The 22,769-nt window shown below is 61.1% G+C and carries 21 protein-coding genes; 13 read left to right on the top strand and 8 right to left on the bottom strand.

Features of this window, described 5'->3' with window-relative positions; translation table 11 throughout:
* Positions 1–89: 89 nt before the first annotated feature.
* From EV660_RS02780 to EV660_RS02755, 6 genes are all read left to right on the top strand, one after another.
* Positions 90–986 carry a class II glutamine amidotransferase gene (locus tag EV660_RS02780; RefSeq protein ID WP_071481493.1) on the top strand — a complete coding sequence of 299 codons (897 nt, stop codon included), beginning with the start codon at positions 90–92 and terminating at the stop codon, positions 984–986.
* Between the two features lie 3 nt (positions 987–989).
* On the top strand, positions 990–1,673 hold the full coding sequence (locus EV660_RS02775) for a GltB/FmdC/FwdC-like GXGXG domain-containing protein (protein WP_071481494.1): 684 nt from the start codon (positions 990–992) through the stop codon (positions 1,671–1,673).
* 12 nt (positions 1,674–1,685) lie between these two features.
* Positions 1,686–3,029, top strand: a complete 1,344-nt coding sequence (locus EV660_RS02770; protein ID WP_071482275.1) for an FMN-binding glutamate synthase family protein — start codon at positions 1,686–1,688, stop codon at positions 3,027–3,029.
* 76 nt (positions 3,030–3,105) lie between these two features.
* The gene (gene glnT / locus EV660_RS02765; RefSeq protein WP_071481495.1) at positions 3,106–4,425 is read left to right on the top strand and encodes a type III glutamate--ammonia ligase; all 1,320 of its coding nucleotides are present in this window, start codon (positions 3,106–3,108) and stop codon (positions 4,423–4,425) included.
* 126 nt (positions 4,426–4,551) lie between these two features.
* The gene (locus EV660_RS02760; RefSeq protein WP_071482276.1) at positions 4,552–5,661 is read left to right on the top strand and encodes an AAA family ATPase; all 1,110 of its coding nucleotides are present in this window, start codon (positions 4,552–4,554) and stop codon (positions 5,659–5,661) included.
* Between the two features lies 1 nt (position 5,662).
* Positions 5,663–6,934 carry a vWA domain-containing protein gene (locus tag EV660_RS02755; protein ID WP_071482277.1) on the top strand — a complete coding sequence of 424 codons (1,272 nt, stop codon included), beginning with the start codon at positions 5,663–5,665 and terminating at the stop codon, positions 6,932–6,934.
* On the opposite strand, the gene EV660_RS02750 is transcribed toward EV660_RS02755, so the two are convergent.
* Complete coding sequence (locus tag EV660_RS02750) at positions 6,920–7,615, bottom strand: hypothetical protein (protein WP_244927310.1); 696 nt, start codon at positions 7,613–7,615, stop codon at positions 6,920–6,922. The two genes, EV660_RS02755 and EV660_RS02750, sit on opposite strands and share 15 nt — an antisense overlap.
* A gap of 141 nt (positions 7,616–7,756) precedes the next feature.
* On the opposite strand from EV660_RS02750, the gene EV660_RS02745 reads away from it, so the two are divergent.
* Both EV660_RS02745 and EV660_RS02740 read left to right on the top strand, forming a co-directional pair.
* Complete coding sequence (locus EV660_RS02745) at positions 7,757–8,479, top strand: SDR family NAD(P)-dependent oxidoreductase (protein ID WP_071481496.1); 723 nt, start codon at positions 7,757–7,759, stop codon at positions 8,477–8,479.
* Positions 8,479–9,234, top strand: coding sequence for an SDR family NAD(P)-dependent oxidoreductase (locus EV660_RS02740; protein WP_071481497.1), 756 nt, complete (start codon positions 8,479–8,481; stop codon positions 9,232–9,234). The genes EV660_RS02745 and EV660_RS02740 overlap by 1 nt, the downstream gene beginning before the upstream one ends.
* Positions 9,235–9,315: 81 nt before the next feature.
* Here EV660_RS02740 and EV660_RS02735 read toward each other — a convergent pair whose 3' ends face one another.
* From EV660_RS02735 to EV660_RS02720, 4 genes are all read right to left on the bottom strand, one after another.
* The gene (locus EV660_RS02735; RefSeq protein WP_071481498.1) at positions 9,316–10,608 is read right to left on the bottom strand and encodes an NAD(P)/FAD-dependent oxidoreductase; all 1,293 of its coding nucleotides are present in this window, start codon (positions 10,606–10,608) and stop codon (positions 9,316–9,318) included.
* A complete protein-coding gene (amaB, locus tag EV660_RS02730) occupies positions 10,598–12,097 on the bottom strand; it encodes an L-piperidine-6-carboxylate dehydrogenase (RefSeq protein WP_071482279.1) in 1,500 nt (499 codons plus the stop codon). The genes EV660_RS02735 and amaB overlap by 11 nt, the downstream gene beginning before the upstream one ends.
* A 256-nt stretch (positions 12,098–12,353) precedes the next feature.
* Entirely contained in the window at positions 12,354–12,779 is a 426-nt protein-coding gene (locus tag EV660_RS02725; protein WP_071482280.1) for a universal stress protein, read from the bottom strand.
* A gap of 368 nt (positions 12,780–13,147) precedes the next feature.
* Positions 13,148–13,993, bottom strand: coding sequence for an EAL domain-containing protein (locus EV660_RS02720; RefSeq protein WP_084634991.1), 846 nt, complete (start codon positions 13,991–13,993; stop codon positions 13,148–13,150).
* 179 nt (positions 13,994–14,172) lie between these two features.
* On the opposite strand from EV660_RS02720, the gene argH reads away from it, so the two are divergent.
* The 5 genes from argH (at position 14,173) to EV660_RS02700 (ending at position 19,901) form a co-directional block, all read left to right on the top strand.
* Entirely contained in the window at positions 14,173–15,561 is a 1,389-nt protein-coding gene (argH, locus tag EV660_RS02715) for an argininosuccinate lyase (protein WP_071481499.1), read from the top strand.
* Positions 15,561–15,698 carry a hypothetical protein gene (locus tag EV660_RS18550; protein ID WP_157798949.1) on the top strand — a complete coding sequence of 46 codons (138 nt, stop codon included), beginning with the start codon at positions 15,561–15,563 and terminating at the stop codon, positions 15,696–15,698. The genes argH and EV660_RS18550 overlap by 1 nt, the downstream gene beginning before the upstream one ends.
* Entirely contained in the window at positions 15,695–16,009 is a 315-nt protein-coding gene (locus EV660_RS02710; RefSeq protein WP_071481500.1) for a DUF2834 domain-containing protein, read from the top strand. Before EV660_RS18550 ends, EV660_RS02710 begins: the two co-directional genes overlap by 4 nt.
* Positions 16,010–16,109: 100 nt before the next feature.
* Entirely contained in the window at positions 16,110–17,378 is a 1,269-nt protein-coding gene (lysA, locus tag EV660_RS02705) for a diaminopimelate decarboxylase (RefSeq protein ID WP_071481501.1), read from the top strand.
* Positions 17,379–17,408: 30 nt separating this feature from the next.
* Positions 17,409–19,901, top strand: coding sequence for a DUF4175 domain-containing protein (locus tag EV660_RS02700; RefSeq protein ID WP_071481502.1), 2,493 nt, complete (start codon positions 17,409–17,411; stop codon positions 19,899–19,901).
* Positions 19,902–20,147: 246 nt separating this feature from the next.
* Here the strand turns inward: EV660_RS02700 and rpsD are convergent, their stop codons facing one another.
* The 3 genes from rpsD to EV660_RS02685 form a co-directional block, all read right to left on the bottom strand.
* Entirely contained in the window at positions 20,148–20,768 is a 621-nt protein-coding gene (gene rpsD, locus EV660_RS02695; RefSeq protein ID WP_071481503.1) for a 30S ribosomal protein S4, read from the bottom strand.
* A 185-nt stretch (positions 20,769–20,953) separates the two neighbouring features.
* Positions 20,954–21,985: a Hint domain-containing protein gene (locus EV660_RS02690; RefSeq protein ID WP_071482282.1), complete on the bottom strand. Its 1,032-nt coding sequence runs from the start codon at positions 21,983–21,985 to the stop codon at positions 20,954–20,956.
* A gap of 124 nt (positions 21,986–22,109) precedes the next feature.
* Positions 22,110–22,748 carry a response regulator transcription factor gene (locus tag EV660_RS02685; RefSeq protein ID WP_071481504.1) on the bottom strand — a complete coding sequence of 213 codons (639 nt, stop codon included), beginning with the start codon at positions 22,746–22,748 and terminating at the stop codon, positions 22,110–22,112.
* Between the last annotated feature and the right edge of the window lie 21 nt (positions 22,749–22,769).

Here is a 22,769-nt window from a genome sequence, read left to right as displayed (position 1 = left end):
CAGGAAAAAATGTTTCTTGCAAGTTGAACTTATCCGCGGCTACACCTAGTCTGACGTCAAAACTCCAATCCGTAAAAGGAGCAGCACAGATGTGCGGAATTGTTGGATTGTTCCTGAAAGACAAATCTCTGGAACCTGAATTAGGCAAGTTGTTGACAGATATGCTGGTCACCATGACCGATCGTGGCCCTGACAGTGCCGGGATCGCCATCTATGGGGGCGAGACTGCGGGCCAGTCGAAGCTGACCGTGCAGTCAGATCAGGCGGATGCAGATTTTGCCACGCTCGCAGCCGATCTGGGCGCGGCCATCGGCGCGGAAGTTGACCTGCGCCGCGCAGACAGTCATGCGGTTCTAAGCCTGCCTGCCGACAAGGCCGAACATGCCCGCGCCGCCCTCGCCGATCTGCGCCCGGGCCTGCGCGTCATGAGCGATGGCACAAATGTTGAAATCTACAAGGCTGTCGGCCTGCCCAAGGATGTGGCCGCGCGCTTCAATCTGGCGGAAATGTCGGGCACGCATGGCATTGGCCATACCCGCATGGCAACCGAGTCTGCGGTCACAACGCAAGGTGCGCACCCGTTCTCGACCGGGTCGGATCAGTGCCTTGTGCATAACGGCTCGCTGTCCAACCACAACAACTGGCGGCGCAAATTGCGGCGCGAAGGGGTGCGGATCGAAAGCCAGAATGACACCGAAGTGGGCGCGGCCTATCTGACATGGAAGATGAACAACGGCGCCTCACTGGGCGAGGCGCTGGAAGGCACCCTGGACGATCTCGACGGGTTCTTTACCTTCGTTGTGGGCACCAAGGACGGATTTGGCGTGGTGCGCGACCCGATTGCCTGCAAACCCGCCGTGATGGCCGAAACCGATCAATATGTCGCCTTCGGGTCTGAATATCGCGCGCTGGTCAATCTGCCGGGGATCGAGACGGCCCGCGTCTGGGAACCCGAGCCTGCAACTGTCTATTTCTGGAGCCATTGACCCATGCAAACAATTGATCTTGCAACACAAACTCTGCGCGAGATGAACGCGACGCTTCAGGCGCAGAAGGACCAGACCAATGCAACCCAGTGGGAAATTGAAAACCCGCGTGGCGCACATGCGATTGCGGTCGGACTGGATGCCCCCATTGAGGTCACTGTACGCGGTTCCACCGGCTATTACTGCGCGGGTATGAACAAGCAGGCAACAGTCCATGTCACCGGTTCTGCCGGGCCGGGTGTGGCGGAGAACATGATGTCGGGCACAGTCATCATTGACGGTGATGCCAGCCAATATGCCGGAGCGACCGGGCGCGGCGGCCTTTTGGTCATCAAGGGCAATGCGGCATCGCGCTGCGGAATTTCGATGAAGGGCATCGACATCGTGGTGCAGGGCAATATCGGGCATATGTCGGCCTTCATGGGGCAGGCAGGCAATCTGGTCGTCTGCGGCGATGCGGGTGATGCTTTGGGCGATTCGCTGTATGAGGCGCGGCTGTTCGTGCGCGGGTCGGTCAAAAGCCTTGGGGCGGATTGCATCGAGAAGGAAATGCGCCCTGAACATCTGGAAATCCTGCGCGACCTGCTGGCGCGTGCCGGAATAGACGCCAAACCAGAAGAATTCCGCCGCTACGGTTCAGCCCGCAAGCTTTATAATTTTGATGTCGACAACGCTGCGGCTTATTAAGGATACATGGTCATGAATGAACACGACAAACGCATTCCGCAGACTGTGCCCATCCAGTCCGCGACCTTTTCAAACCCGATAAATGCCGAAATCCGGCGTGCGGCGGCGACTGGAATTTATGATATTCGCGGTGGCGGTGCCAAACGCAAGGTTCCGCATTTCGATGACCTTCTGTTTCTGGGTGCCTCGATCAGCCGCTACCCGCTGGAAGGATACCGCGAGAAATGCGACACCCGCGTGACCCTTGGCACGCGCTTTGCAAAAAAACCCATCGAGTTGGATATTCCGGTCACGATTGCAGGCATGAGCTTTGGCGCGCTGTCGGCACAGGCCAAGGAGGCGCTGGGGCGCGGCGCGTCCGCGGCGGGCACCTCAACCACCACGGGCGATGGCGGCATGACGCCTGAGGAACGCGGCCATTCCAGCAAGCTGGTCTATCAATACCTGCCGTCTCGCTATGGTATGAACCCCGATGACCTGCGCCGCGCCGATGCGATTGAAATCGTTGTGGGCCAAGGCGCGAAACCGGGCGGCGGCGGCATGTTGCTGGGCCAGAAGATTTCAGACCGCGTGGCGGAAATGCGCACCCTGCCCAAAGGGATTGACCAGCGCTCAGCCTGCCGCCACCCCGACTGGACCGGCCCGGATGATCTGGAAATCAAGATCCTGGAACTGCGCGAGATTACCGGCTGGCAGGTGCCGATCTATGTAAAGGTGGGTGGCACGCGGCCCTATTACGACACAGCGCTGGCGGTCAAGGCGGGCGCGGATGTTGTGGTCCTCGATGGGATGCAGGGCGGTACCGCCGCCACGCAGGATGTGTTCATCGAGCATGTGGGCCTGCCGACACTGGCCTGTATCCGCCCGGCCGTGCGCGCGCTGCAGGATCTGGGGATGCACCGCGAAGTGCAACTGATCGTCTCGGGCGGGATTCGCACGGGCGCGGATGTGGCCAAGGCAATGGCACTTGGCGCAGATGCCGTGGCCATCGGCACGGCCGCCTTGATTGCACTGGGGGACAATGACCCCAAATGGGAAGCAGAATATCAGAAACTGGGCACCACAACCGGCGCGTATGACGACTGGCACGAAGGCCGCGATCCGGCGGGTATTACCACGCAAGACCCCGATCTTGCCGCACGTCTGGACCCGGTCGAGGCCGGTCGCCGGTTGCGCAATTACCTGAAGGTGATGACGCTGGAAGCGCAAACCATCGCGCGCGCCTGTGGTCACAACCACCTTCACAATCTTGAACCAGAAGACCTGTGTGCCCTGACGATGGAAGCGGCGGCAATGGCGCAGGTGCCGCTGGCAGGCACAGACTGGTACCCGGGCAAGCCCGGCACTGGTTACTGAAACCCGCGCGGGTCAGACACAGGTCTGGCCCGCGTTTTCACTTGTTTAAACACGCGACCAACAGGGACAGGACAGCATGACACAAGATCTTGCAAAATTCGCAGCCGAACGCGGCGTCAAATATTTCATGATCTCTTTCACCGATCTTTTCGGCTATCAGCGCGCAAAGCTGGTGCCTGCACAGGCCATTGCCGACATGCAGGAAGATGGCGCAGGCTTTGCGGGCTTTGCCACTTGGCTGGACCTGACGCCCGCGCATCCGGACATGCTGGCGGTGCCGGACCCGGCGTCGGTCATTCAACTGCCGTGGAAGCCTGACGTGGCATGGGTCGCGGCAGATTGTGTGATGGAAGGGCAGGATGTGGCCCAGGCCCCCCGCAACGTGCTGCGCCGCCAGATTGCCGAGGCCGCGAAGGAAGGGCTGCATGTCAAGACCGGGATCGAGGCGGAGTTCTTCTTGCTGACCCCTGATGGAAAGCAGATTTCCGACCCGTTCGATACCGCCGAAAAGCCCTGCTACGACCAACAGGCCGTGATGCGCCGCTACGAGGTGATACGCGAAATCTGCGACTATATGCTGGAACTGGGCTGGAACCCCTATCAAACCGACCATGAAGACGCCAATGGCCAATTCGAAATGAACTGGGATTTTGACGATGCGCTTGTAACAGCCGACCGGCACAGTTTCTTTAAATTCATGGTCAAATCCGTGGCCGAAGCGCATGGCTTCCGCGCGACCTTCATGCCCAAACCCATTGAGGGGCTGACCGGCAATGGCTGCCATGTGCATATCTCTGTCTGGGACGATGCAGGCAAGAACGCGTTCGCCACCAATAACGGCACTGGCCCCACGGGAGAGTTGGGCCTGTCTGAGCAAGGCGCGCATTTCCTTGGCGGGATCATGAAACACGCCTCCGCCCTCGCCGCGATCACCAACCCCACAGTGAACAGCTACAAGCGCATCAATGCGCCGCGCACCATGTCCGGGGCCACATGGGCGCCCAATTCGGTGACATGGACCGGCAATAACCGCACCCATATGGTGCGTGTGCCCGGGCCGGGGCGGTTTGAATTGCGCCTGCCCGATGGCGCGGCCAACCCCTATCTGCTGCAAGCCGTCATCATCGCAGCGGGCATGAGCGGCATTCATTCCAAGGCTGACCCCGGCAAGCGCTGGGATATCGACATGTATGCCGAAGGCCATAAGGTCGAGGGCGCGCCGAAACTGCCGCTGAACATGCTGGATGCGCTGCGCGCCTATGAGGCGGATTCAGAACTGATGGAGATGATGGGCACCGACTTCTCTGCCGCCTTCCTGAAGCTGAAAAAGCGCGAATGGAATTCCTTCGTGTCCCATTTCAGCCGCTGGGAGCGTGAGAATACGCTCGATATCTGATGCGCCCGCCCCTCTCAGGCTAGCATAGCCTGAGAGGGGGCACACCCGCCAACCGCTTGCGGGGCTTGCCAAGTGGCTGGTCTGGACCAGATACTGGAGCACAGGCATTTCAGCGGGACACAAAAGATCATGGTCAACACCCCCCCTGTCGCAACGGGCCAGGCCCTCAAACTGTTGCATGCAGGCTGGGAGGCGCAGCGCCGCGACGGGTTTCTGGCCAGCTGGATGCTGCATGGCCGCCCCGGCATTGGCAAGACCGAGATTGTCCAGAAATTCGCCCATGACATTGGCGCGCGCCTGTATGACCTGCGCCTGACCACGATAGAGCCGCAAGACCTGCGCGGCCTGCCTTTCTTTGACCTTGAAGCAAAGCGCACTGTCTGGTTCCGGCCCGAAGACCTGCCCGATGACCCGGATGCGCCTTCTGTCCTGTTTCTGGATGAACTGACCGCTGCCGCGCCGCATCTTCAACCCACAGTTTACGGGTTGTTGCAGGAACGCCGCGTCGGCCCGCACAGGCTGCCCGACAGTTGTTTCCTGATTGCAGCGGGCAATATGGTCGAGGACGGGGCGATTGCCTATGAGATGGGAACGGCGCTATCTGACAGGCTGATCCACCTGCGCCTTGGGGCCAGTGCCGATGACTGGTTGCGCAACTATGCCGTGCCGAATGCGCTGGACCCTGCCGTGATCGCCTTTATCCGCACAAGGCCGGAATGTCTGGACACGATCGAGGATGCCTTGCGCCGCGGCGAGATGATCGCCTGCACGCCGCGGTCATGGGCGCGAGTGTCGGAATTGATGCGCACGATCCACGATCGCAGCCTGCGCAACACGGCAATTGCCGGGGTGCTGGGTGAAAGTGTCGCGGCAGAATTCCGGCTGATCGCCGAAGATATTGCCGCAACGGTTCAGCTAGAAGCGTTGCTGGAAACAAAAGACCGCCTGGCGCTCTATCCGGCGGCGCTGCATGGGATGACTGCGCTGGTCTATGCGTTGGTCACGCGGGCAGACGGGCAGAATTTGTCCCGGATCATCGAGATCATGGCCGAATTGCGGGGCTTGGGCAAATTACGCGGCGCGCCCTTCGATGCCATGCCGCTTGCGGAACTTGGCACACACGGGTTTGAACTGCTGATCGCAAAGGCTTTGGAACAGGGCTGGCAAGACGCCTTTCTGACCTCGCCCGCCTATGCCGCTTATGCGCGCGAACGCGATGCGGCGGGCCTTGGCTGAGATGCGCCACTCAACCCGCGCCACCGCAGCCTTGCAGGCGCTGACGGAACAAGACCCCGCGCTGGCCACACTCTCGCTGTGGTGTCAGCACCGCGATGACGACCGCATTTTACTGGCCGAAACCCGGGGCGGTGAAATCCGCTATGGCGCTGGCTTCGAAGCCCTGCCCCTGCACGAACAGATCGGGCTTGCGGGCCATCACATCCTGCATGTGGCCCTGCAACACCCCGGAAGAATGCAGGCCATGGCAGACCGCACGGGGGCGGATTTCGCGCCCGATATCTGGCAGATCGGCTGTGATGCGCTGATAAACGAGGCACTTCTTGCCGCTGGCCACGCCCTGCCCCGCCCGGCGCTGACCCTTTCGGGTCTGTTGACATCCGTGGGCACAAAGCCGGATGCAGGCAACCCGCTGGCCGAATGGGATGCGGAGCGGCTGTATCACCGCCTCAGGCAATCGGGGGGCGGTGGGGCGCAAAATGCCCGTCAGGGCGGCGATACCCAAGCCCTTGCGCGCGCCTATGCCGCGCAACAAGGGTTTCAGCCGGATTTTTCGTCTGCCGACGCTGCTGCAGAGGAAGGGTCTGCACCGGATCATGCCGATACTGGGGATTGGCGCGCGCATCTTGCCCGCGCGCTCTCTGCCGGTCGTGCTGCCGGGGTGGGTCTGGGCGCGCTGGGGCTAAGGCTGGCCGATCTGCCGCAACCGCATGTCCCGTGGGAACTGGTTCTGCGCCGGTTGCTGCTGCGCGCCACGCTTCAGCGCGCCGCCCCCAGCACCGCGCGCCCGGCGCGGCGCTGGCTGGCGCAGGCGGGGTTTGCAGTGCAAACCGGCGTGCCCCTGCCCGCATGGCAGCCCCGCCTGCAAGCCCCGCAAGCAAGCCCGTCGATTGTGGTGGCGCTGGATTGCTCTGGCTCTATCCCCGCGGAGGTCTTGCGCAGGCTGGTCGCTGAAACAGGTGGAATTGCCCGGCGGATGCAGGCCCGCGTGACGCTTCTGGTCTTTGACGAAGACATCCGTAGCGAGAGTGTGCTGGACCCCGCCAACTGGCGCAAAAGTATTGCCACGCTGGACCTGCCCGAAGATGGCGGCACGGATTTTCGCCCGGTGCTGGCGCGCGCCTCGGCGCTGTCTGCCTCGGTTCTGATCGTGTTGAGTGACCTTGACGGCCCGACCGGCGAAAGGCGCCCGAGCTGCCCGGTCATCTGGGCCAGCCCACAGGCGCAGCCGCGCGCCATGCCCTTTGGGCATGTCCTCTCACTCGCCCGCTGAACGCGCCGCCATCAGGGCCGCCATGCGCGCATGGGCGGACACCTGCACCGGCTCGAAGCTGATATCATGTATCTCGATCTTGCGGGCCAGCCCGATGCGTTGCAGCGCGCGTTCGGTCAGAGGGGGTGCGAAGAGCGTCTCCTCGATCAGGGCGCGTTCCTGTTCATCCAGCGCCAACAGCTCCGGCCCCTCGTCCGACTGGACGGATACCAGCGACAAAGGGGCCACGCGCAGCAAGTCGGATTGTTCGATCACCAGATGCAGACAGCCCGATTGCAAGCCGCGCCCGGCAGCGATTTTGGTCAGGATCGCGCGGGCGCGGGCGCGCAGCATATCCAGCCCACTATCGGCCTGTGCCTCGGACACAAGCGCCGCACGTTGCGCGGATGTGGCCCGCAGCAGGCGCGCTTCGACCAGATAGATGGCAATCAGCATCAGGATCGGCGCTTTGGCAATGATGATGGCATAGTCCTGCCAGACCAGTGCTGCGACGACAAAAGGCAGCAAGGCAAGCGCATAGCGCAACACCTCTGTTTCAAACACCACGCGCAACCACAACCGCCAGCCCCCTTTGCGCGGCCACAGGATCGTGCGCCCCAGAAAGCGCCGGGGCAGCCAGCGGATGTCCAGCGCAGTGCGATTGGCAACAGTATCGGGGCTTAGAATGAACATGATCGTCATTATGGTGCTGAATGATGCGCCATCAAGTCGGGTAATGCACCGGGCGCGCAGGTTAAGGCTGCATTGACCTTGTCTACCCCTGTCCCATCTTTGGTTCTGTGCATATACAGAACCAAATCTGTGCAAAAGGGTTGGGCTAGCATGAAGGATTCCGGGAAAACCTGCCTGCTGACAGGGGCCTCTCACGGGTTGGGGCTGGCCTTGGCGCAGGAACTGGTCGCGCGGGGGTATCAGGTGCTGGGGACCGGGCGCCGCCCCTTGCACGACCTGCCCCCGGATTACCCGGATTGCGCCTATCTTCAGGTTGATCTGAGGCAGGCAGATGCAGCAGCACGCATCGCGGAATGGACCGCGCAAGAGGTGCCGGGCCCTCTGCCGCTCGCGATTCTGAATGCAGGTGCGGGACGCTACCGCCCGCTATCCGAAGAAACAGCAGCAGAGATGGCAGAGGTGCTTCAGATCAATTTCGACGCCAATCTGCAATTGACCCAGATGCTGCACCCGAAATTGCAGGGCGGCACGCTGGGATTGATCGGCTCGGTCGCGCATCGGGGCGCGGCGGGGATGCCGGTCTATGCTGCCAGCAAGGGCGCGCTGGACGGGTTCGGCCGCGCATTGGCCGAAGAATGGCGCGGATCGGTTCGGGTGCGCGTGCTGCACCCCGGCCCGGTGGCGACTGGAATGTCAGAACGCGCGGGACGCCCGCGCGACATGATGGACAGCCTGTTTCTGTCACCACGCGCGGTGGCGATGACGCTTCTGGACCGGCTTGACACCCCGCGCGGGGCGGACAGGCAAGTGGTTTCCTTCGCTCAGGTGGGTCGAAACATGCTGTGGCGAAAACTGGCAGGGGGGCGCGCGTGATGAATATCTTGCTGACCGGGGCAGCCAGCGGTCTGGGCGCGGCGCTACTGCATGACTGCATTGCACGAGGTTACAAGATAACCGTTGTTGATATTGACGATTGCCCGCCAGAGATGCCGGACACGGTGACATGGCTGCGCCATGATCTGTCCAGCATCGACCCTGCAAGATGGGATGAGATCGGCACGGCCTTCGCACAACAAGGCCCCTTCGACCTTGCGGTGCTCAGTGCGGGCATCAGTGCAACAGGCCCATTCGAGGGCATCAGCCCACAGGCGCACCGGCAAGTCAGCCGCGTCAATCTGCATGCGCCGATGCGGTTAAGTCTGGAGTTGCAGCAGCGTCGCGCGATGGCACCGGGGGGAAGGCTGGTCTTTGTGGCCTCCTTGTCGTGTTTCACCGGCTATCCCGGCGCGGCCAGCTACGCGGCCAGCAAGGACGGATTGGCCGCATTCGCGCGTTCGCTACGCAAGCCGATGCGGCGGGCGGGCATTGCGGTACAATTGCTATGCCCCGGACCGATGGACACCCCCCATGCCACCCGCTACGCACCAAAGGGTGCCCGCGCTGACCGCCGCATAGCACCGCAAAAGGTTGCGCAGATCGTGCTTGACGCCCCGCGCGGGCGGTTCGTTCTGTTGCCGGGGGCCGGCGCCAAGCTTGCGGCCATGCTCGGTCGATTTGCGCCGGAGTTGATGACGCGGATTATGGGCCGGGTGCTATTTGCCAAGCTCAAGGGCCAGACCACGCTTTAGGCCCGGATTGTTTTGACAAGACCTGCTGCTTTGGTACGCGGAATCAAGGGCATAAGCCCGCCGCGCATCGCCGCGCCGCACTCAGGGCTGGGGCTTGCCACTGCCAAACCGGGCTGCGCCCGCATGGACCAGACTTGCACCAGCCTCGACCCAAAGCGCGCGGGGGGTGGTGAAATGCTCGATATGGCTGGTGACAGGTGCGACCGGCAAGCCCTCTGTGTCACCCCGCAAGAGCGCTTGCACAGCGTTCAGACCGAACACCGTGCCCGGGCCGATACCGCGGCCAGAATAGCCAAAACACGCCAGCGCATCCGGGCCGAAAGCGACAATTTTTGGCAAGTGATCTTTGGTCATGGCGATCCGTCCGGCCCAGCCATGGCGCAAGCTGTACCCTTTCAGCGCCGGGAACACAGCCGAAATCTTGCGCTGCGCCCAAGCGGCATGCAGACCGCCAGCCACCCCCTCACCATTGCCGATACCGCCAAGAATCAACCGCCCGGCCTGATCCATACGCATGGACGACATGACAAGCGCCGTGTCCCAACACCCCTCGCCCCCCGGCAGAATGACCTTGCGCAACGCCTCTGGTAGCGGGTCCGTGGCGTATTGGCTGTAATGCACGGGCACGAAGTGGGGCTGGAATGGCGCAGTGATGCCAAGGTGATAGGCATTGGTCGCAACCAGCACCTTGCGCGCGCGCACAGTGTGGCCGTTGCTGCGCAAGACCCATTCACCCTGCGCGCGCTCAAGGCTGGTCACCGGGCTTTGTATGTGCAGCGCGGCACCAGCCGCCTGCGCCGCCCGTGCCAGCCCCTGCACATAGGCCAGCGGCTGGATCGTGCCTGCGCGCGGGTCGAACAACGCACCGTGGAACTGATCGCTGCCCACCCTTTGCGCAGTCTCTTGCGCATCCAGCAAGCGCAATGGCGCGCCCAGCGCCACCCCCTGACGGTACCTTTCTTGCAGATCGCGCAGGCCCGCCGCAGAATGCGCCAGATGCAAAGTGCCATTGCGCGTGGCATCACACTCAATGCCTTCGCGCGCGATCAGTGCAAAGACCTGCTCTGGGGCCTGCGCCAGCGTCTGGACCAGATGCAGACCGGCTTGTTGGCCCATCTGGTCAATCACGGCTTGCGGTGGCAGCCACAGCCCGGCATTGACCAGCCCGACATTGCGCCCAGACCCACCATGGCCGATCTGCTCTGCCTCCAGCAAGCAAACCGATGCGCCCGCCCGCGCGGCCTCCAGTGCCGCCGCGCAGCCGGTGAAACCGCCGCCGATCACGGCCAGATCAACACTCAGATCATCTGATAGCGGTTGCGCATCAACGCTTTCACGGCTGGTCACCCGCCAGAGGTTCGGCTCAGATGTCAAAGCGCACCCCTTGCGCCAATGGCAATTCAGCCGAGTAGTTCACTGTGCAGGTCTGGCGGCGCATATAGCCTTTCCATGCGTCAGAACCGCTTTCGCGCCCGCCACCGGTTTCCTTTTCGCCGCCAAAGGCCCCGCCGATTTCAGCGCCTGAGGGGCCAATATTGACATTGGCAATCCCGCAATCGGACCCGGATGCCGACAGGAAGGTTTCCGCCTCGCGCAGGTTGAGGGTGAAGATGCACGAAGACAGCCCTTGTGGCACATCATTTTGCATCTCGATCGCCTCTTCCAGCGTGTCATAGCCCATCACATAAAGGATGGGGGCAAAGGTTTCCTCGCGCACGCAGTCGGTCTGGGCGGGCATGTCCACCAGTGCGGGTGTGACATAGGCGCCGCCCTGCGGCACGCCATCGGACACGCTTGCACCACCATGAACGGTGCCGCCATCGGCGCGCGCGCGGTCCAGTTGTTCCAGCATCCGCGCACGTGCGCCATTGTCCACCAGCGGGCCGACCAGCGTGCCGTCTGTGCGCGGGTCACCGACCGGCAGCGTGGCATAGGCCGCTTTCAGTTTTTCAACCAGCCCTTCGCGGATCGAGTTATGCACGATCAGGCGGCGCAGAGAAGTGCAGCGTTGCCCCGCCGTGCCCACAGCGCTGAACACGATCGCGCGCACGGCCATGTCCAGATCGGCAGAGGGGGCAACGATCATGGCGTTATTGCCGCCCAATTCCAGAATTGGCCGACCGAACCGCGCCATGACTTTTGGCCCGACAAGGCTGCCCATCCGGGTGGAGCCGGTGGCAGACACGATGGGCACATCCCGGCTATCGACAAGGGCCGCGCCAAGTTCTGGTCCGCCAATGACAAGCTGGCTTAGCCCCTCTGGGGCATCGCCAAAACGTTCCAGCGCGCGTTCCAGACATTTATGCGCGGCCATCGCGGTCAGCGGCGACTTCTCGGACGGTTTCCAGATGATCGGATTGCCGCAAACCAGCGCCAGTGCGGCATTCCATGACCAGACAGCGACCGGAAAATTGAAGGCAGAGATAATCCCGACTGGCCCCATGGGATGCCATGTTTCTGCCATGCGGTGACCGGGGCGTTCCGAGGCGATGGTCAGCCCATAAAGCTGGCGCGACAGGCCCACAGCGAAATCGCAGATGTCGATCATTTCCTGCACTTCGCCAAGGCCCTCGGATGTGATCTTGCCTGCATCCAGTGTGACCAATGCCCCCAGTTCCGCCTTTGCATTGCGCAATTCCTCGCCCAGCAGGCGGACCAATTCGCCCCGGCGCGGTGCCGGGACATTGCGCCACTGGCGAAAAGCGGATTGCGCGCGGGCAATGATGACCGCCATCTCGTCGGCGGGCGTTTCATGCAGTTGTGCCACTTCGGCCCCGTCGATCGGCGAATATACCGCAAGCGTGCCGCCTGTCAGTTCGGCCTTGGTCAGGCCAGCGGCAGCAAGGGTTGCATCATGGGTCATGGGTGTGGCTCCTTCATCTGTAACGAATAGCCGAATGCCTGTGCGAAGCGCATATTGGATGCAATCGCCTGCATGTCGGCCCTTGGACATTTTCCTGCCCGGTTTCTGGCAGGCACTGGGGCATGTTCATCATTCACATCGACAAATGACAAGCGCCGATCTGCGGCGCACGGGGCGGCGACCAGCACAGGCACGCGGGTAGAGGGCGCTTTGTCAATTGATCTGCGGGCACCCGTTGCCTAAGGCGCGGGCTCGCTTAGTCGCGCACGACATAGACGGATTGCTTTGCATGGCGGACGATCCGCGCGGCATTCGGGCCAAGCAGATAGTCTTTCGCTTCGGGGCGATGCGCGGCAAGAATGATCAGGTCCACATCCAGCTTGTCTGCGGCGCGCAATATCTCGTCATAAATATTGCCATGCAGGATGTGGGGGTGAACTTCGACCGAGCCGGGAACATTCTGTCTGACCCAGTTGCGCAGCGCCTCGCCAAACTGGTGCAGGGCAGTTTGTTCAAAGCCCGCCTTGAAAAACGTCCCCACAAGCGACAGGCCGAAATCCGGCAAGACACTGACAACATGCAATTCCCCGCCTTTGGCCAGCATCTGCTGCGCCTCGGCCAGTGGTTTTATCCATGACGCGGGTGAATTCAGGTCTATTGGCAACAAGATCTTTTTCGCCATGTTCCCCTCCGTTTGCGCTGGTCGCTGCTCCTGTCGCGCCGGGCAAGACATGCCGCCAAGCGTGTTGGCCCGATTGGACATGACACGCAGCACAGAAGCAACCCTAAACTGCGCTTGCCTCGATGTGGCGAAACCGGATGTTGCCGCTGGCACGATATGGCCGCATGGCCGCCGTCGGCGGGATGCTACTGTGGCATAGTCTGAGAGAAAGCCATATGGGCGCGGTTGTGTAGCTTTGCAAACAAAGGTCGTTAGGCGCATGGATGCGCCCAACGGTCCCGTTCGGGTCAAGTAGTTTACCCAAACACCTTAGCCAGAACTGTCCCGCAACCCCGGCAGATTGCCCCCCAAGACTGGTGGTTTTCGCGTTACCCGGTCTGGCGTGGGCGGAGTTGCGACACTTTCCACGGCTCCTGTAGAGAGGGCGCACCGAAATAGTAGCCTTGCAGGCAGTCGACGCCCATTTTGATCAGGGTTTGGGCGTCTTCTGCCGTCTCGACCGACTCGGCGACTGTGAACATGTCGAAATGGCGCGAAATCGAGACCAGAGCCTGAACCAGAATCTGATTGTCGGCCTCATGCGTGATATCGCGGATGAATGACCCGTCAATCTTGACGATATCGAAGTAGAAATCCTTCAGATAGCGAAAAGCCGTGTATCCGGCGCCGAAGTCATCCAGCGCGAAACAAATGCCCCTCTCCTGCATGTCCTGCATGAAACCTGTCACCAGATCAGGCATGAGAATCGCAGAGGATTCCGTGATCTCGAGGATCAGGCGCTCTGCCACATGGGGCCTGTTGCGCAAACCGCGTTCCAATGTGGCCAGCCATTCGGGATACCCGATCGAGCGGGCGGACATGTTGACCGACAGCCTGACCGATGGCTCGGATGCCAGCGTGGCAAGCCCCAGTTCAAGCGCCAGACAGTCGATCCGCCGACCCAATTCGTTGGTTTCGACCGCATGCATGAAATCTCCCGCTGGAATGACACGCCCGGTATGGTCGATGATTCGGATCAGCCCTTCGTAAAATGCAGCGCGCTTGGGCATTCTGGCTTGAACGACAGGCTGAAAGGCCAGCGTCGCGCGCCGTTCATCCAGCGCGGCGCGCACCATTTTCAAAGTGTCTTTGCCTTGCTCGCGCATGGCGCAGGACAGGGGCGAGGAATCAGCAATGTCAATAACGGGTTCGGTCACAAGATGGGGCATTTGCATGGAAATTCTCCGGCTTTTTCCTCACATTGTCGCTGATGCTTTAAGCCCGGGTTAATTCGGCGCCGTTGATTAAAATGCTATGTTTTTTCCCGGCACCCCGCGCCCGGTCGCATTGATTGCCTTTGAAGCATGGCAAGCGTATAGCCGTAGCGAATTTGCGTTTGCACGGGAAACTGACGATGAACACGAAATCGGCAAATACGATGTGGGGCGGGCGCTTCAGTGCGGGGCCCGATGCGATCATGGAGGCAATCAATGCCTCCATCGGCTTTGATAAACGCCTTGCACCACAAGATATCGAAGGCTCGCGCGCCCATGCCGCCATGTTGGCCGCAACCGGGATCATCCGGTCCGAAGACGCTGTCGCCATAGATGCCGGTCTTGCGCAAGTCCTGCAAGAGATCGAGGCAGGGGCGTTCACCTTCTCGACCGCGCTGGAAGATATTCACATGAATGTCGAAGCCCGCCTGAGCGAGATTATCGGCGCGCCCGCCGGGCGATTGCATACTGCGCGCTCGCGCAATGATCAGGTAGCGCTGGATTTCCGCATGTGGGTGCGCGCACAATGCGACGCCGCCATCTCGGGGCTGGATGCGCTGATCCGGGCGTTTCTTGCACAGGCGGAGGCCGGCGCGGATTGGGTCATGCCGGGATTCACCCATCTGCAAACCGCGCAGCCGGTGACCTGGGGGCACCACATGCTCGCCTATGTCGAGATGTTCGCCCGCGACAAAAGCCGCTTCGAAGATGCACGCAAGCGCATGAATGAATGCCCGCTGGGGGCCGCCGCGCTTGCAGGCACATCTTTCCCGATCGACCGCCATATAACCGCACAGGCACTGGGCTTCGACCGGCCAACAGCCAATTCGCTCGATACCGTGTCAGACCGCGATTTCGCGCTGGAATTCCTTGGCGCGGCCTCGATCTGCGCCATGCATCTGTCGCGCTTTGCCGAAGAACTGGTGATCTGGTCCTCGGCACAGTTTCGCTTCGTGCGCATGTCCGACCGCTTTTCGACCGGCTCTTCCATCATGCCGCAAAAGCGCAACCCCGACGCCGCAGAATTGCTGCGCGCAAAACTTGGCCGCATTCTCGGCGCGACAGTGGCCTTGTTCACAGTCATGAAGGGGCTGCCGCTGACCTATTCCAAGGATATGCAGGAAGACAAGGAACAGGTGTTCGATGCCGCCGATAACCTGATTCTCGGCCTTGCCGCGATGGAGGGGATGGTCCGCGACCTGACGGCCAATCGCGCTGCATTGGAACAGGCGGCCAGCGCGGGCTTTTCCACCGCAACCGATCTGGCCGACTGGCTGGTGCGCGCCTTGAACCTGCCCTTCAGAGAGGCGCATCACGTCACTGGCGCGCTGGTCAAGCTGGCCGAAGACAAGGGCTGCGATCTGCCCGACCTGACCTTGCAGGACATGCAGAAAATTCATGGCGAAATCACGCAAGAGGTCTATTCTGTATTGGGGGTGCAGAATTCGGTCGCCAGCCGGACAAGCTATGGCGGCACTGCGCCCGACAATGTGCGTGCCCAGATCGCACGCTGGAAAGAGGGACTTTGATGAAATACACAGTGCTCGCCCTTGCCCTCGCCCTTGCTGCATGCGGGGCCGAAGCGCCGCCGACCTATACAAGCCAGACATCACCCGGTGTGACTGTAAGCGGAGAGGTCATCATGGGGGTAACAACAAAACTATGAGCGCGCTTCGCCTGACATACCTTGCTCTGGCCATCTGGGGCACGATCCACCCGATGTACTGGTTCATCACATGGTTTGTGCAGAATGAATGGTCGCTGATGGCCATGGTCGATGCCTGGCACGCCAATGCCTCGACCACGGGGCTGGTCTGGGACCTGACCATTGCGGCTGTGGCTTTGACGGTCTTTGTGCTGGTGGAAACATGGCAGCGGCGCCGCTTCATCGGGCTGTTGGCCATTCCGGCCACGTTTTGCATCGGCGTGTCATGTGGCCTGCCTCTTTACCTGTTCCTGCGTTCGCGCCCTGATTGACCGGGATATTGTATCCGGGTCATTTTCTTGCGCCAAATACTCCCGCCGGAGGCTCCCGCCCTCTCCCCCCTTCCCCGCCGCCTGACTGAAAGCGCCTTTGATGGATCATTTCCAGTACAAGAATGGTATTCTGCACGCCGAGGATGTGCCCTTGCCCGATATCGCGGCTGCGGTCGGCACACCTTTTTATTGCTACTCCACCGCCACGCTCACCCGTCATTTTCGCCTGTTTGAGGAAGCGCTCTCGGGCATGAACCATCTGGTTTGCTTTGCCATCAAGTCGCTGTCCAATCAGGCGATCCTGCGCACCTTGGGCGATCTGGGTGCCGGGATGGATGTTGTGTCGGGCGGCGAGTATCGCCGCGCTTTGGCTGCGGGCATTCCCGGCGAAAGGATTGTTTTTTCCGGCGTTGGCAAGACCCGCGACGAGATGGGCTTTGCGCTGGCGCATGGCATCCGGCAATTCAATGTCGAATCGGCCGAAGAATTGCGCGTGCTGTCCGGTGTGGCGACCACTCTGGGGGCTGTGGCACCGATCACGCTGCGCGTGAACCCCGATGTGGACGCAAAAACCCATGAGAAAATCGCCACCGGGCGCAAGGAAGACAAGTTCGGTGTCCCGATTTCGCAGGCGCGCGAGATTTATCGGCTGGCCGCATCCTTGCCGGGGATAGAGGTCGTGGGGGTGGATGTGCATATCGGCAGCCAGTTGACGGATCTTGCCCCTTTCGAGGCGGCATTTACCAAAATTGCCGATCTGACCCGCCTCTTGCGCGCTGATGGCCATAGCATCCGGCGTCTGGACCTTGGCGGGGGCTTGGGCATTCCCTATACCCGCTCGAACGAGACGCCGCCCCTGCCGATGGAATATGGCGCGATGATCCAGCGTGTGCTGGGCGATCTGGATGTCGAGATCGAAATCGAACCCGGGCGGCTGATTTCCGGGAATGCCGGGATTCTGGTAGCTTCGGTCCTGTATCTGAAAAAGGGCGAAGGGCGTGACTTCCTGATCCTTGATGGGGCCATGAATGACCTGATCCGTCCGGCCATGTATGGTGCCTATCATGATATCGTACCCGTGGTCGAAGCCACCGCAGCGGTCGAACAAAGCCCGGTCGATATTGTTGGGCCAGTCTGCGAATCAGGTGATACCTTTGCAAAAGGGCGTGATATGCCGCCACTTGTTCCCGGCGATCTTGTCGTCTTCCGGTCTGCTGGCGCTTATGGTGCTGTCATGGCGTCGGAATACAACACACGCCCACTTATCCCGGAAGTTCTGGTGAAAAATGATCAATATGCTGTCATCCGGGCGCGTCCAAGCTTTGACGAGATCATTAATCGCGATACGTTGCCGAAGTGGTTGCGATAATGCCGATCCCGTAACCGCCATCGAGGACCTATGCGCAGACGGAAAGCCCGCCCAAAGACCGATCCGGCCCTGAGCCGCGCCTTGCGCGGGACTCTGGCAGGGTTATGGGCCGAACGGCTGGCGCGCGCATTCTGGCCTTTCACGACCGTTCTTCTGTTTGGCATCGCCGCGCTTGGCTTTGGTGTGCAGGACGTGTTGCCGCCTGTCTGGGCGCTGTCTGTTGTTATTGGTTTTGCTACCGCGTTGCTTGTCAGCTTCGGGCTGGGCATGTGGCGGTTGCGCCTTCCGACTTTGGCCGAGGCCGCTGACCGTCTTGACGCCTCAATGCCCGGGCGACCTATCAGCACGCTTGCAGACGAACAGGCCATCGGCGCGCAGGATACCGCGTCACGCCGCGTATGGGCCGCGCATCTGGCGCGGATGCAAGCGCGGCTGTCACAGGCCCGCGCGGTGAAAGGCGACACCCGTCTGGCGCGGTTTGACCGCTTCGGGTTGCGATATGTGGCGCTGACGGGGTTTGTCGTGGCCTTGTTGTTCGGTGCCCCGTCGCGCGTGTCGGAACTGCCGGAAATTGCCCAGCTTCCGGGGCGCGCCGAAGCGGTGGCGCTTGGCCCGTCATGGGAAGTCTGGGTGCAACCGCCCAGCTATACAGGGCGGCCCAGCCTCTATCTGAACGAAGTGGACCGCGTGCGGCTGGACCTGCCGCAGGGCAGCCGCGTGACGGTGCGGTTCTATGGTCAGCAAGGCATCATGTCGGTGCAGGAAAGCCTGTCAGATCGTGGTGAATATGACCCCACCGACATGGCGCAGGATTTCGAGATCGAGCGCTCTGGCCGCTTGAGCGTGCGTGGCCCGGCCGGGCGCGACTGGGAAGTGGTGGCGCTGGTTGACCAGCCGCCAGAAGTGGCCCTGAGAGGCCGCGCCGAACGCGAACGCGGCGGGCTGATGCGTCAGGATTTCATCGCCAGCGATGATTATGGCGTGGTCGATGGGCAGGTTCATATCGCGCTGGACCTAGAGAATGTCGAACGCCGCTTCGGTCTGGCCACAGAGCCGGAACCGCGCGCGGATCTTGCCTTGCCCTTGCCCATGCCCGCCTCTGGTTCCCGCAACGAGATTGAAGATGCCTTTATCGAGGATTTCTCGCAGCACCCATGGGCAAATCTGCCTGTGACGATTGCGCTGCAAGTCGAAGACGCGCGCGGGCAGACCGACATCACCGAGGCCACGAAGATGGTGTTGCCGGGGCGGCGCTTCTTTGACCCGATGGCGGCTGCGGTTATCGAATTGCGGCGCGATCTGCTGTGGACGCGTGAAAACGCAGCACGGATCGGCGAGGTGATGAAGGCGATCGGGCACCGGCCACAAGATGCGTTCCGTTCCAGCGAAGGGCGCATCAGGTTTTTCGAAACGCGTGACATGCTGCTGGCCAGCCTTGACCACGGCAGCATGGATGATGCGCTGCGCGATGAGCTGTCCGAGAAGATGTGGGATCTGGCTGTCTTGCTGGAGGAAGGCGAACTGGCCGACGCCCGCGAACGACTGCGCCGCGCGCAGGAAATGCTGGATGAGGCCGTGCGCAATGGCGCCGACCCGGCCGAGATTGCCGAATTGATGGATGAATTACGCGAGGCGATGCGCGATTACATGCGCCAGCTTGCCGAGCAGCCGCGCGAACGTGGCGAGCCGCCGATGGATGGCGAAAGCATGGAGATCACGCAGGACCAGATTCAGGAATTGCTCGACCGGATTCAGGAGCTGATGGAAGAAGGCCGCATGGAAGAAGCGGCAGAGCTTCTGGCCCAACTCAATGCCCTGCTGGAGAATTTGCAGGTTGCCGAAGGTCAGGGCAGCGAAGGCATGCCCGGTGATCAGGCGATGGAGGGTCTGGGTGAGACCTTGCGCGAACAACAGGATTTGTCAGACGACACGTTCAATGAATTGCAGGATGAATTCCGCAATGGTGACGACCGCGCAGAAGGCGAGCAAGGCGAAGGCGAACAGGGCGAGAGTGAAGGCGAGGGTCAGGGGGGCAGCCTGAGTGATCGGCAGCGCGGCCTGGCCGAGCAGTTGCGTGACCAGCAGCTTCAGCCCCTGCCCGGCGAAGGCACGCCTGAAGGTGATGCCGCCCTTGAAGCGCTGGAGCGGGCGCAACGCGCGATGGAAGAAGCCGCCGAAGCATTGGAGAACGGCGAGACGGGCGAGGCACTCAGCCGTCAGGCAGATGCGATGGAAGCCATGCGCGATGGAATGCGCGCCATGAACGAAGCCCGCGCGCAGGACCAGCGCGAGCAACAGGGCGATCAGGCGGCGGATGAAACTGGTGATGGCACCAGCCGCGACCCATTGGGCCGCGACCGCAACCAAGGTGGTGAGGTCGGCACGGATGACAACCTGTTGCAGGGTGAAGATGTTTATCGCCGTGCGCAAGATTTGCTGGAAGAGTTGCGCCGCCGTTCCGCCGAACTGGACCGCCCAGAGGCCGAACTGGACTATCTGCGCCGCCTTCTGGATCGGTTCTGACCGATCTGGCGGTAGCCCGTGCACAGTTTCATGCTGTTCGAGAACATGAACCTGTTCGGCTGTGAGCGGCGAGAGCGCCAGATCGAAAAAAACCTCTGCCGCCGGTGAACCATCGTCTTGCCATCACGCTTTCACGCAGCGCACCCACTGACTTGCGCATCTTTTACCGGCCCGCATTGGCGCAACAAAAAACCCCGCCAATCTGGCGGGGTTTTGCAAGACGGGTCTTGTAAATCCGGGCGAAGATCAGTTCTTCGCGTAGAATTCGACCACAAGGTTCGGTTCCATCTGAACCGGGTAAGGCACATCACCCAGCGATGGCGTGCGCACAAAGGTCGCTGTCATCTTCGAGTGATCGACTTCCAGATAATCAGGCACGTCACGCTCTGCCAGACCAACGGCTTCCAGCACGATGGCCAGTTGCTTGGACTTGTCGCGGATTGCGATCACATCGCCTTCCTTGACACGGTAGCTTGGAATGTTGACGCGTGTGCCGTTTACGGTCACGTGGCCGTGGTTCACGAACTGGCGTGCAGCAAAAACTGTCGGCACGAATTTGGCGCGGTAGATCACAGCATCAAGGCGGCGTTCCAGCAAACCGATCAGGTTTTCACCTGTATCACCCTTGACGCGCTCTGCCTCGGCATAGATGCGGCGGAACTGCTTTTCGGTCAGGTCGCCGTAATAGCCCTTCAGCTTTTGCTTGGCGCGCAGCTGGGTGCCGAAATCCGACAGTTTACCCTTGCGGCGCTGCCCGTGCTGGCCGGGACCATATTCGCGGCGGTTGACGGGGCTTTTCGGACGACCCCAGATATTTTCGCCCATACGGCGATCGAGTTTGTACTTGGCAGACGTGCGTTTGGTCACGGCTGATCTCCTTCTGTTTCTGCCCCGGAAGGGGCGATATGAAGGGCGTTGTCCTCTCCCGCTGTGGCGGGCGACAGGTTGCCTCTTGCGAGGACCCCCAACACCAATGAAATCCGGGCGCGTAGGCGCCGCAGACTGCGCGCTTATACAGAGGGTGCGGGTGGTGTCAATGCGCTATGAAGGGTTCAGGCGGCCAGAAGTGCTGCCTCTCCTGCCTCAAGGTAACGGCGCGCAACTGGTCCATAACTTTCGGGCGCTAAGACCCAGGATTCGCACACTTGCCGTAAATCACGCCTGTGCGCGCGCAATGTCTGGGCCGGGGCCATTGCCGGATGAAAGCTTTCAGTTGCAACGCCATTGGCAAAGATGATCTGATGCGACTCAAGCAGAAGGTGCATGTAGACAACACCATGCAGCGCGGGATCTTGGTTAACATTGGTATAGTCGATCATATCGCCTGCCCGCACCAGCACTTCCTCACAACCGAACAGATCGCCCGCCTTGCGACCGCTGACAACGATCCTGTGGGCTGGTGAAACACAAAGGTCTTCAACCGGGCACCCGTCACGCAAGGCACCACGCCGCAACCGGACCGGTCGCAGATGCGGATGCCTGCGCAGGGCAAGGCCGGATAAGGCGGTTTTCCCCAACCACAGCACAGGTTGCAGCCCATTGTCGCGCGTTTGCACCAAATCGCCGGGCCGAAGCCGCGCAACGGGCACGGCCCCCTGCGCCGTGGCGATTGTCGTGTCGGATGCAAAGCAGATGACATCCTGAGGCGGGACATGATCGGCCTGTTGAACCGGGTTGTGATGCGTGATCCAGCACAGCTTGCCCGGTTGCGGGGGCGGTCCTTCAAACACAACAAGCATGTGTTGACCCGAAGCAGCGATCCGGGCCGTATAGCAGGTCTCGCCGTCGGTCAGCCTGAACGCCCCGGCGGGCAATATGTCGATCTCTGACATGCCGTCCGGCGGTGGAATGGTCCCGCATAGGCGCTGCGCGATTGCGCGCGCATTCTCGCGAATATCTTTATGCGTGATCGGATGAACAAGCGGCAGACCCGCGTTGTTGCTGTCAAGCCGGATTGCTGTTCCGTGCCACAGCCAATTGGCCCCGACGCGCAACCAGGATGCGTCCAGCCCGGCCGCACCGTCAATCTGCGTCGCGTTCCATTCGATTGCATACACGCCGCCATGCGGTTTTGATGAAATCATGCCTGCCTCTCGCATGCTGCATTCTTTGGCAGCTTGCACAAAGTGTAACAAGATTTTTACCGAAAAACAAGCGGTTGTGAAATTTCCTGTCGCAGAACACTGTCCTTCGCCACACTCTGCCGGTTCAATTCAACCCTAGCGAAAGCGCGGCCATCACCGCTTGTGTCCGATTATTGACCCCCAACCTGCGACACAGGGTTTTGACATGAAGCTTGATGGTCGGCTCGCTCAGGTTCAGCAAACGCGCGATTTCCTTGTTCGTCATGCCATCACAGAGCGCTTGTAAAACCTCGCTCTCACGTGGGGTCAGGCGCGGGCGGTCTTGTACCTGTCCGGGGATGGCGGCCTGTGCCTCGGTCGCGGGTTCGGCTTCTGTCAGAAAGTCAACGGGGACATAGCGCTCTCCCAGCGCCATGAAACGAATGGCATTCAGAAGCGATTTCGCGGTCATTGTCTTGTGCACGAAGCCGCGCGCGCCCAAGCAAAAGGCCCGTTCAACGACCGCGCGCGGTGCCATGCCAGAAATCAGCGCGACCGGCGGCGCGTTGGGCATATCAAGGATGGACTTCAACCCCTCCAGTTCGTTCATGCCGGGCATGTCATAATCCAGCAAGACCAGATCAAACACTTCGGATCCTGCAATAAGCTGCGCTGCTTCCGAGATATTTCCGGCAGTGACGATCTGGATATCTTTTTCCAATTCGAGAAAAGCGCCCAGCGTGTCTCGAAGAAGCTTGTGATCGTCCGCAATCAGTAGTCGCATGTTTTTGCCTGCGCTTGCATT

It is taken from the genome of Roseinatronobacter bogoriensis DSM 18756, from assembly GCF_004366635.1.
GTDB lineage: Bacteria > Pseudomonadota > Alphaproteobacteria > Rhodobacterales > Rhodobacteraceae > Roseinatronobacter > Roseinatronobacter bogoriensis.
The sequence above is the reverse complement of the archived record's forward strand: the minus strand, read 5'-3'. Positions and strand labels throughout refer to the sequence as shown.

Bases quoted from the DNA above. Each gene is read 5' to 3' on its own strand.
- EV660_RS02745 (WP_071481496.1), top strand. From the start codon at position 7,757: ATGAAGGATTCCGGGAAAACCTGCCTGCTGACAGGGGCCTCTCACGGG.
- argH (WP_071481499.1), top strand. From the start codon at position 14,173: ATGAACACGAAATCGGCAAATACGATGTGGGGCGGGCGCTTCAGTGCG.
- EV660_RS02740 (WP_071481497.1), top strand. From the start codon at position 8,479: ATGAATATCTTGCTGACCGGGGCAGCCAGCGGTCTGGGCGCGGCGCTA.
- EV660_RS02755 (WP_071482277.1), top strand. From the start codon at position 5,663: ATGCGCCACTCAACCCGCGCCACCGCAGCCTTGCAGGCGCTGACGGAA.
- EV660_RS02780 (WP_071481493.1), top strand. From the start codon at position 90: ATGTGCGGAATTGTTGGATTGTTCCTGAAAGACAAATCTCTGGAACCT.
- EV660_RS02690 (WP_071482282.1), bottom strand. From the start codon at position 21,985: ATGATTTCATCAAAACCGCATGGCGGCGTGTATGCAATCGAATGGAAC.
- EV660_RS02710 (WP_071481500.1), top strand. From the start codon at position 15,695: ATGAGCGCGCTTCGCCTGACATACCTTGCTCTGGCCATCTGGGGCACG.
- EV660_RS02720 (WP_084634991.1), bottom strand. From the start codon at position 13,993: ATGCAAATGCCCCATCTTGTGACCGAACCCGTTATTGACATTGCTGAT.
- EV660_RS02700 (WP_071481502.1), top strand. From the start codon at position 17,409: ATGCGCAGACGGAAAGCCCGCCCAAAGACCGATCCGGCCCTGAGCCGC.
- lysA (WP_071481501.1), top strand. From the start codon at position 16,110: ATGGATCATTTCCAGTACAAGAATGGTATTCTGCACGCCGAGGATGTG.
- amaB (WP_071482279.1), bottom strand. From the start codon at position 12,097: ATGACCCATGATGCAACCCTTGCTGCCGCTGGCCTGACCAAGGCCGAA.
- EV660_RS02725 (WP_071482280.1), bottom strand. From the start codon at position 12,779: ATGGCGAAAAAGATCTTGTTGCCAATAGACCTGAATTCACCCGCGTCA.
- EV660_RS02775 (WP_071481494.1), top strand. From the start codon at position 990: ATGCAAACAATTGATCTTGCAACACAAACTCTGCGCGAGATGAACGCG.
- glnT (WP_071481495.1), top strand. From the start codon at position 3,106: ATGACACAAGATCTTGCAAAATTCGCAGCCGAACGCGGCGTCAAATAT.
- EV660_RS02770 (WP_071482275.1), top strand. From the start codon at position 1,686: ATGAATGAACACGACAAACGCATTCCGCAGACTGTGCCCATCCAGTCC.
- EV660_RS02685 (WP_071481504.1), bottom strand. From the start codon at position 22,748: ATGCGACTACTGATTGCGGACGATCACAAGCTTCTTCGAGACACGCTG.
- EV660_RS02750 (WP_244927310.1), bottom strand. From the start codon at position 7,615: ATGACGATCATGTTCATTCTAAGCCCCGATACTGTTGCCAATCGCACT.
- EV660_RS18550 (WP_157798949.1), top strand. From the start codon at position 15,561: ATGAAATACACAGTGCTCGCCCTTGCCCTCGCCCTTGCTGCATGCGGG.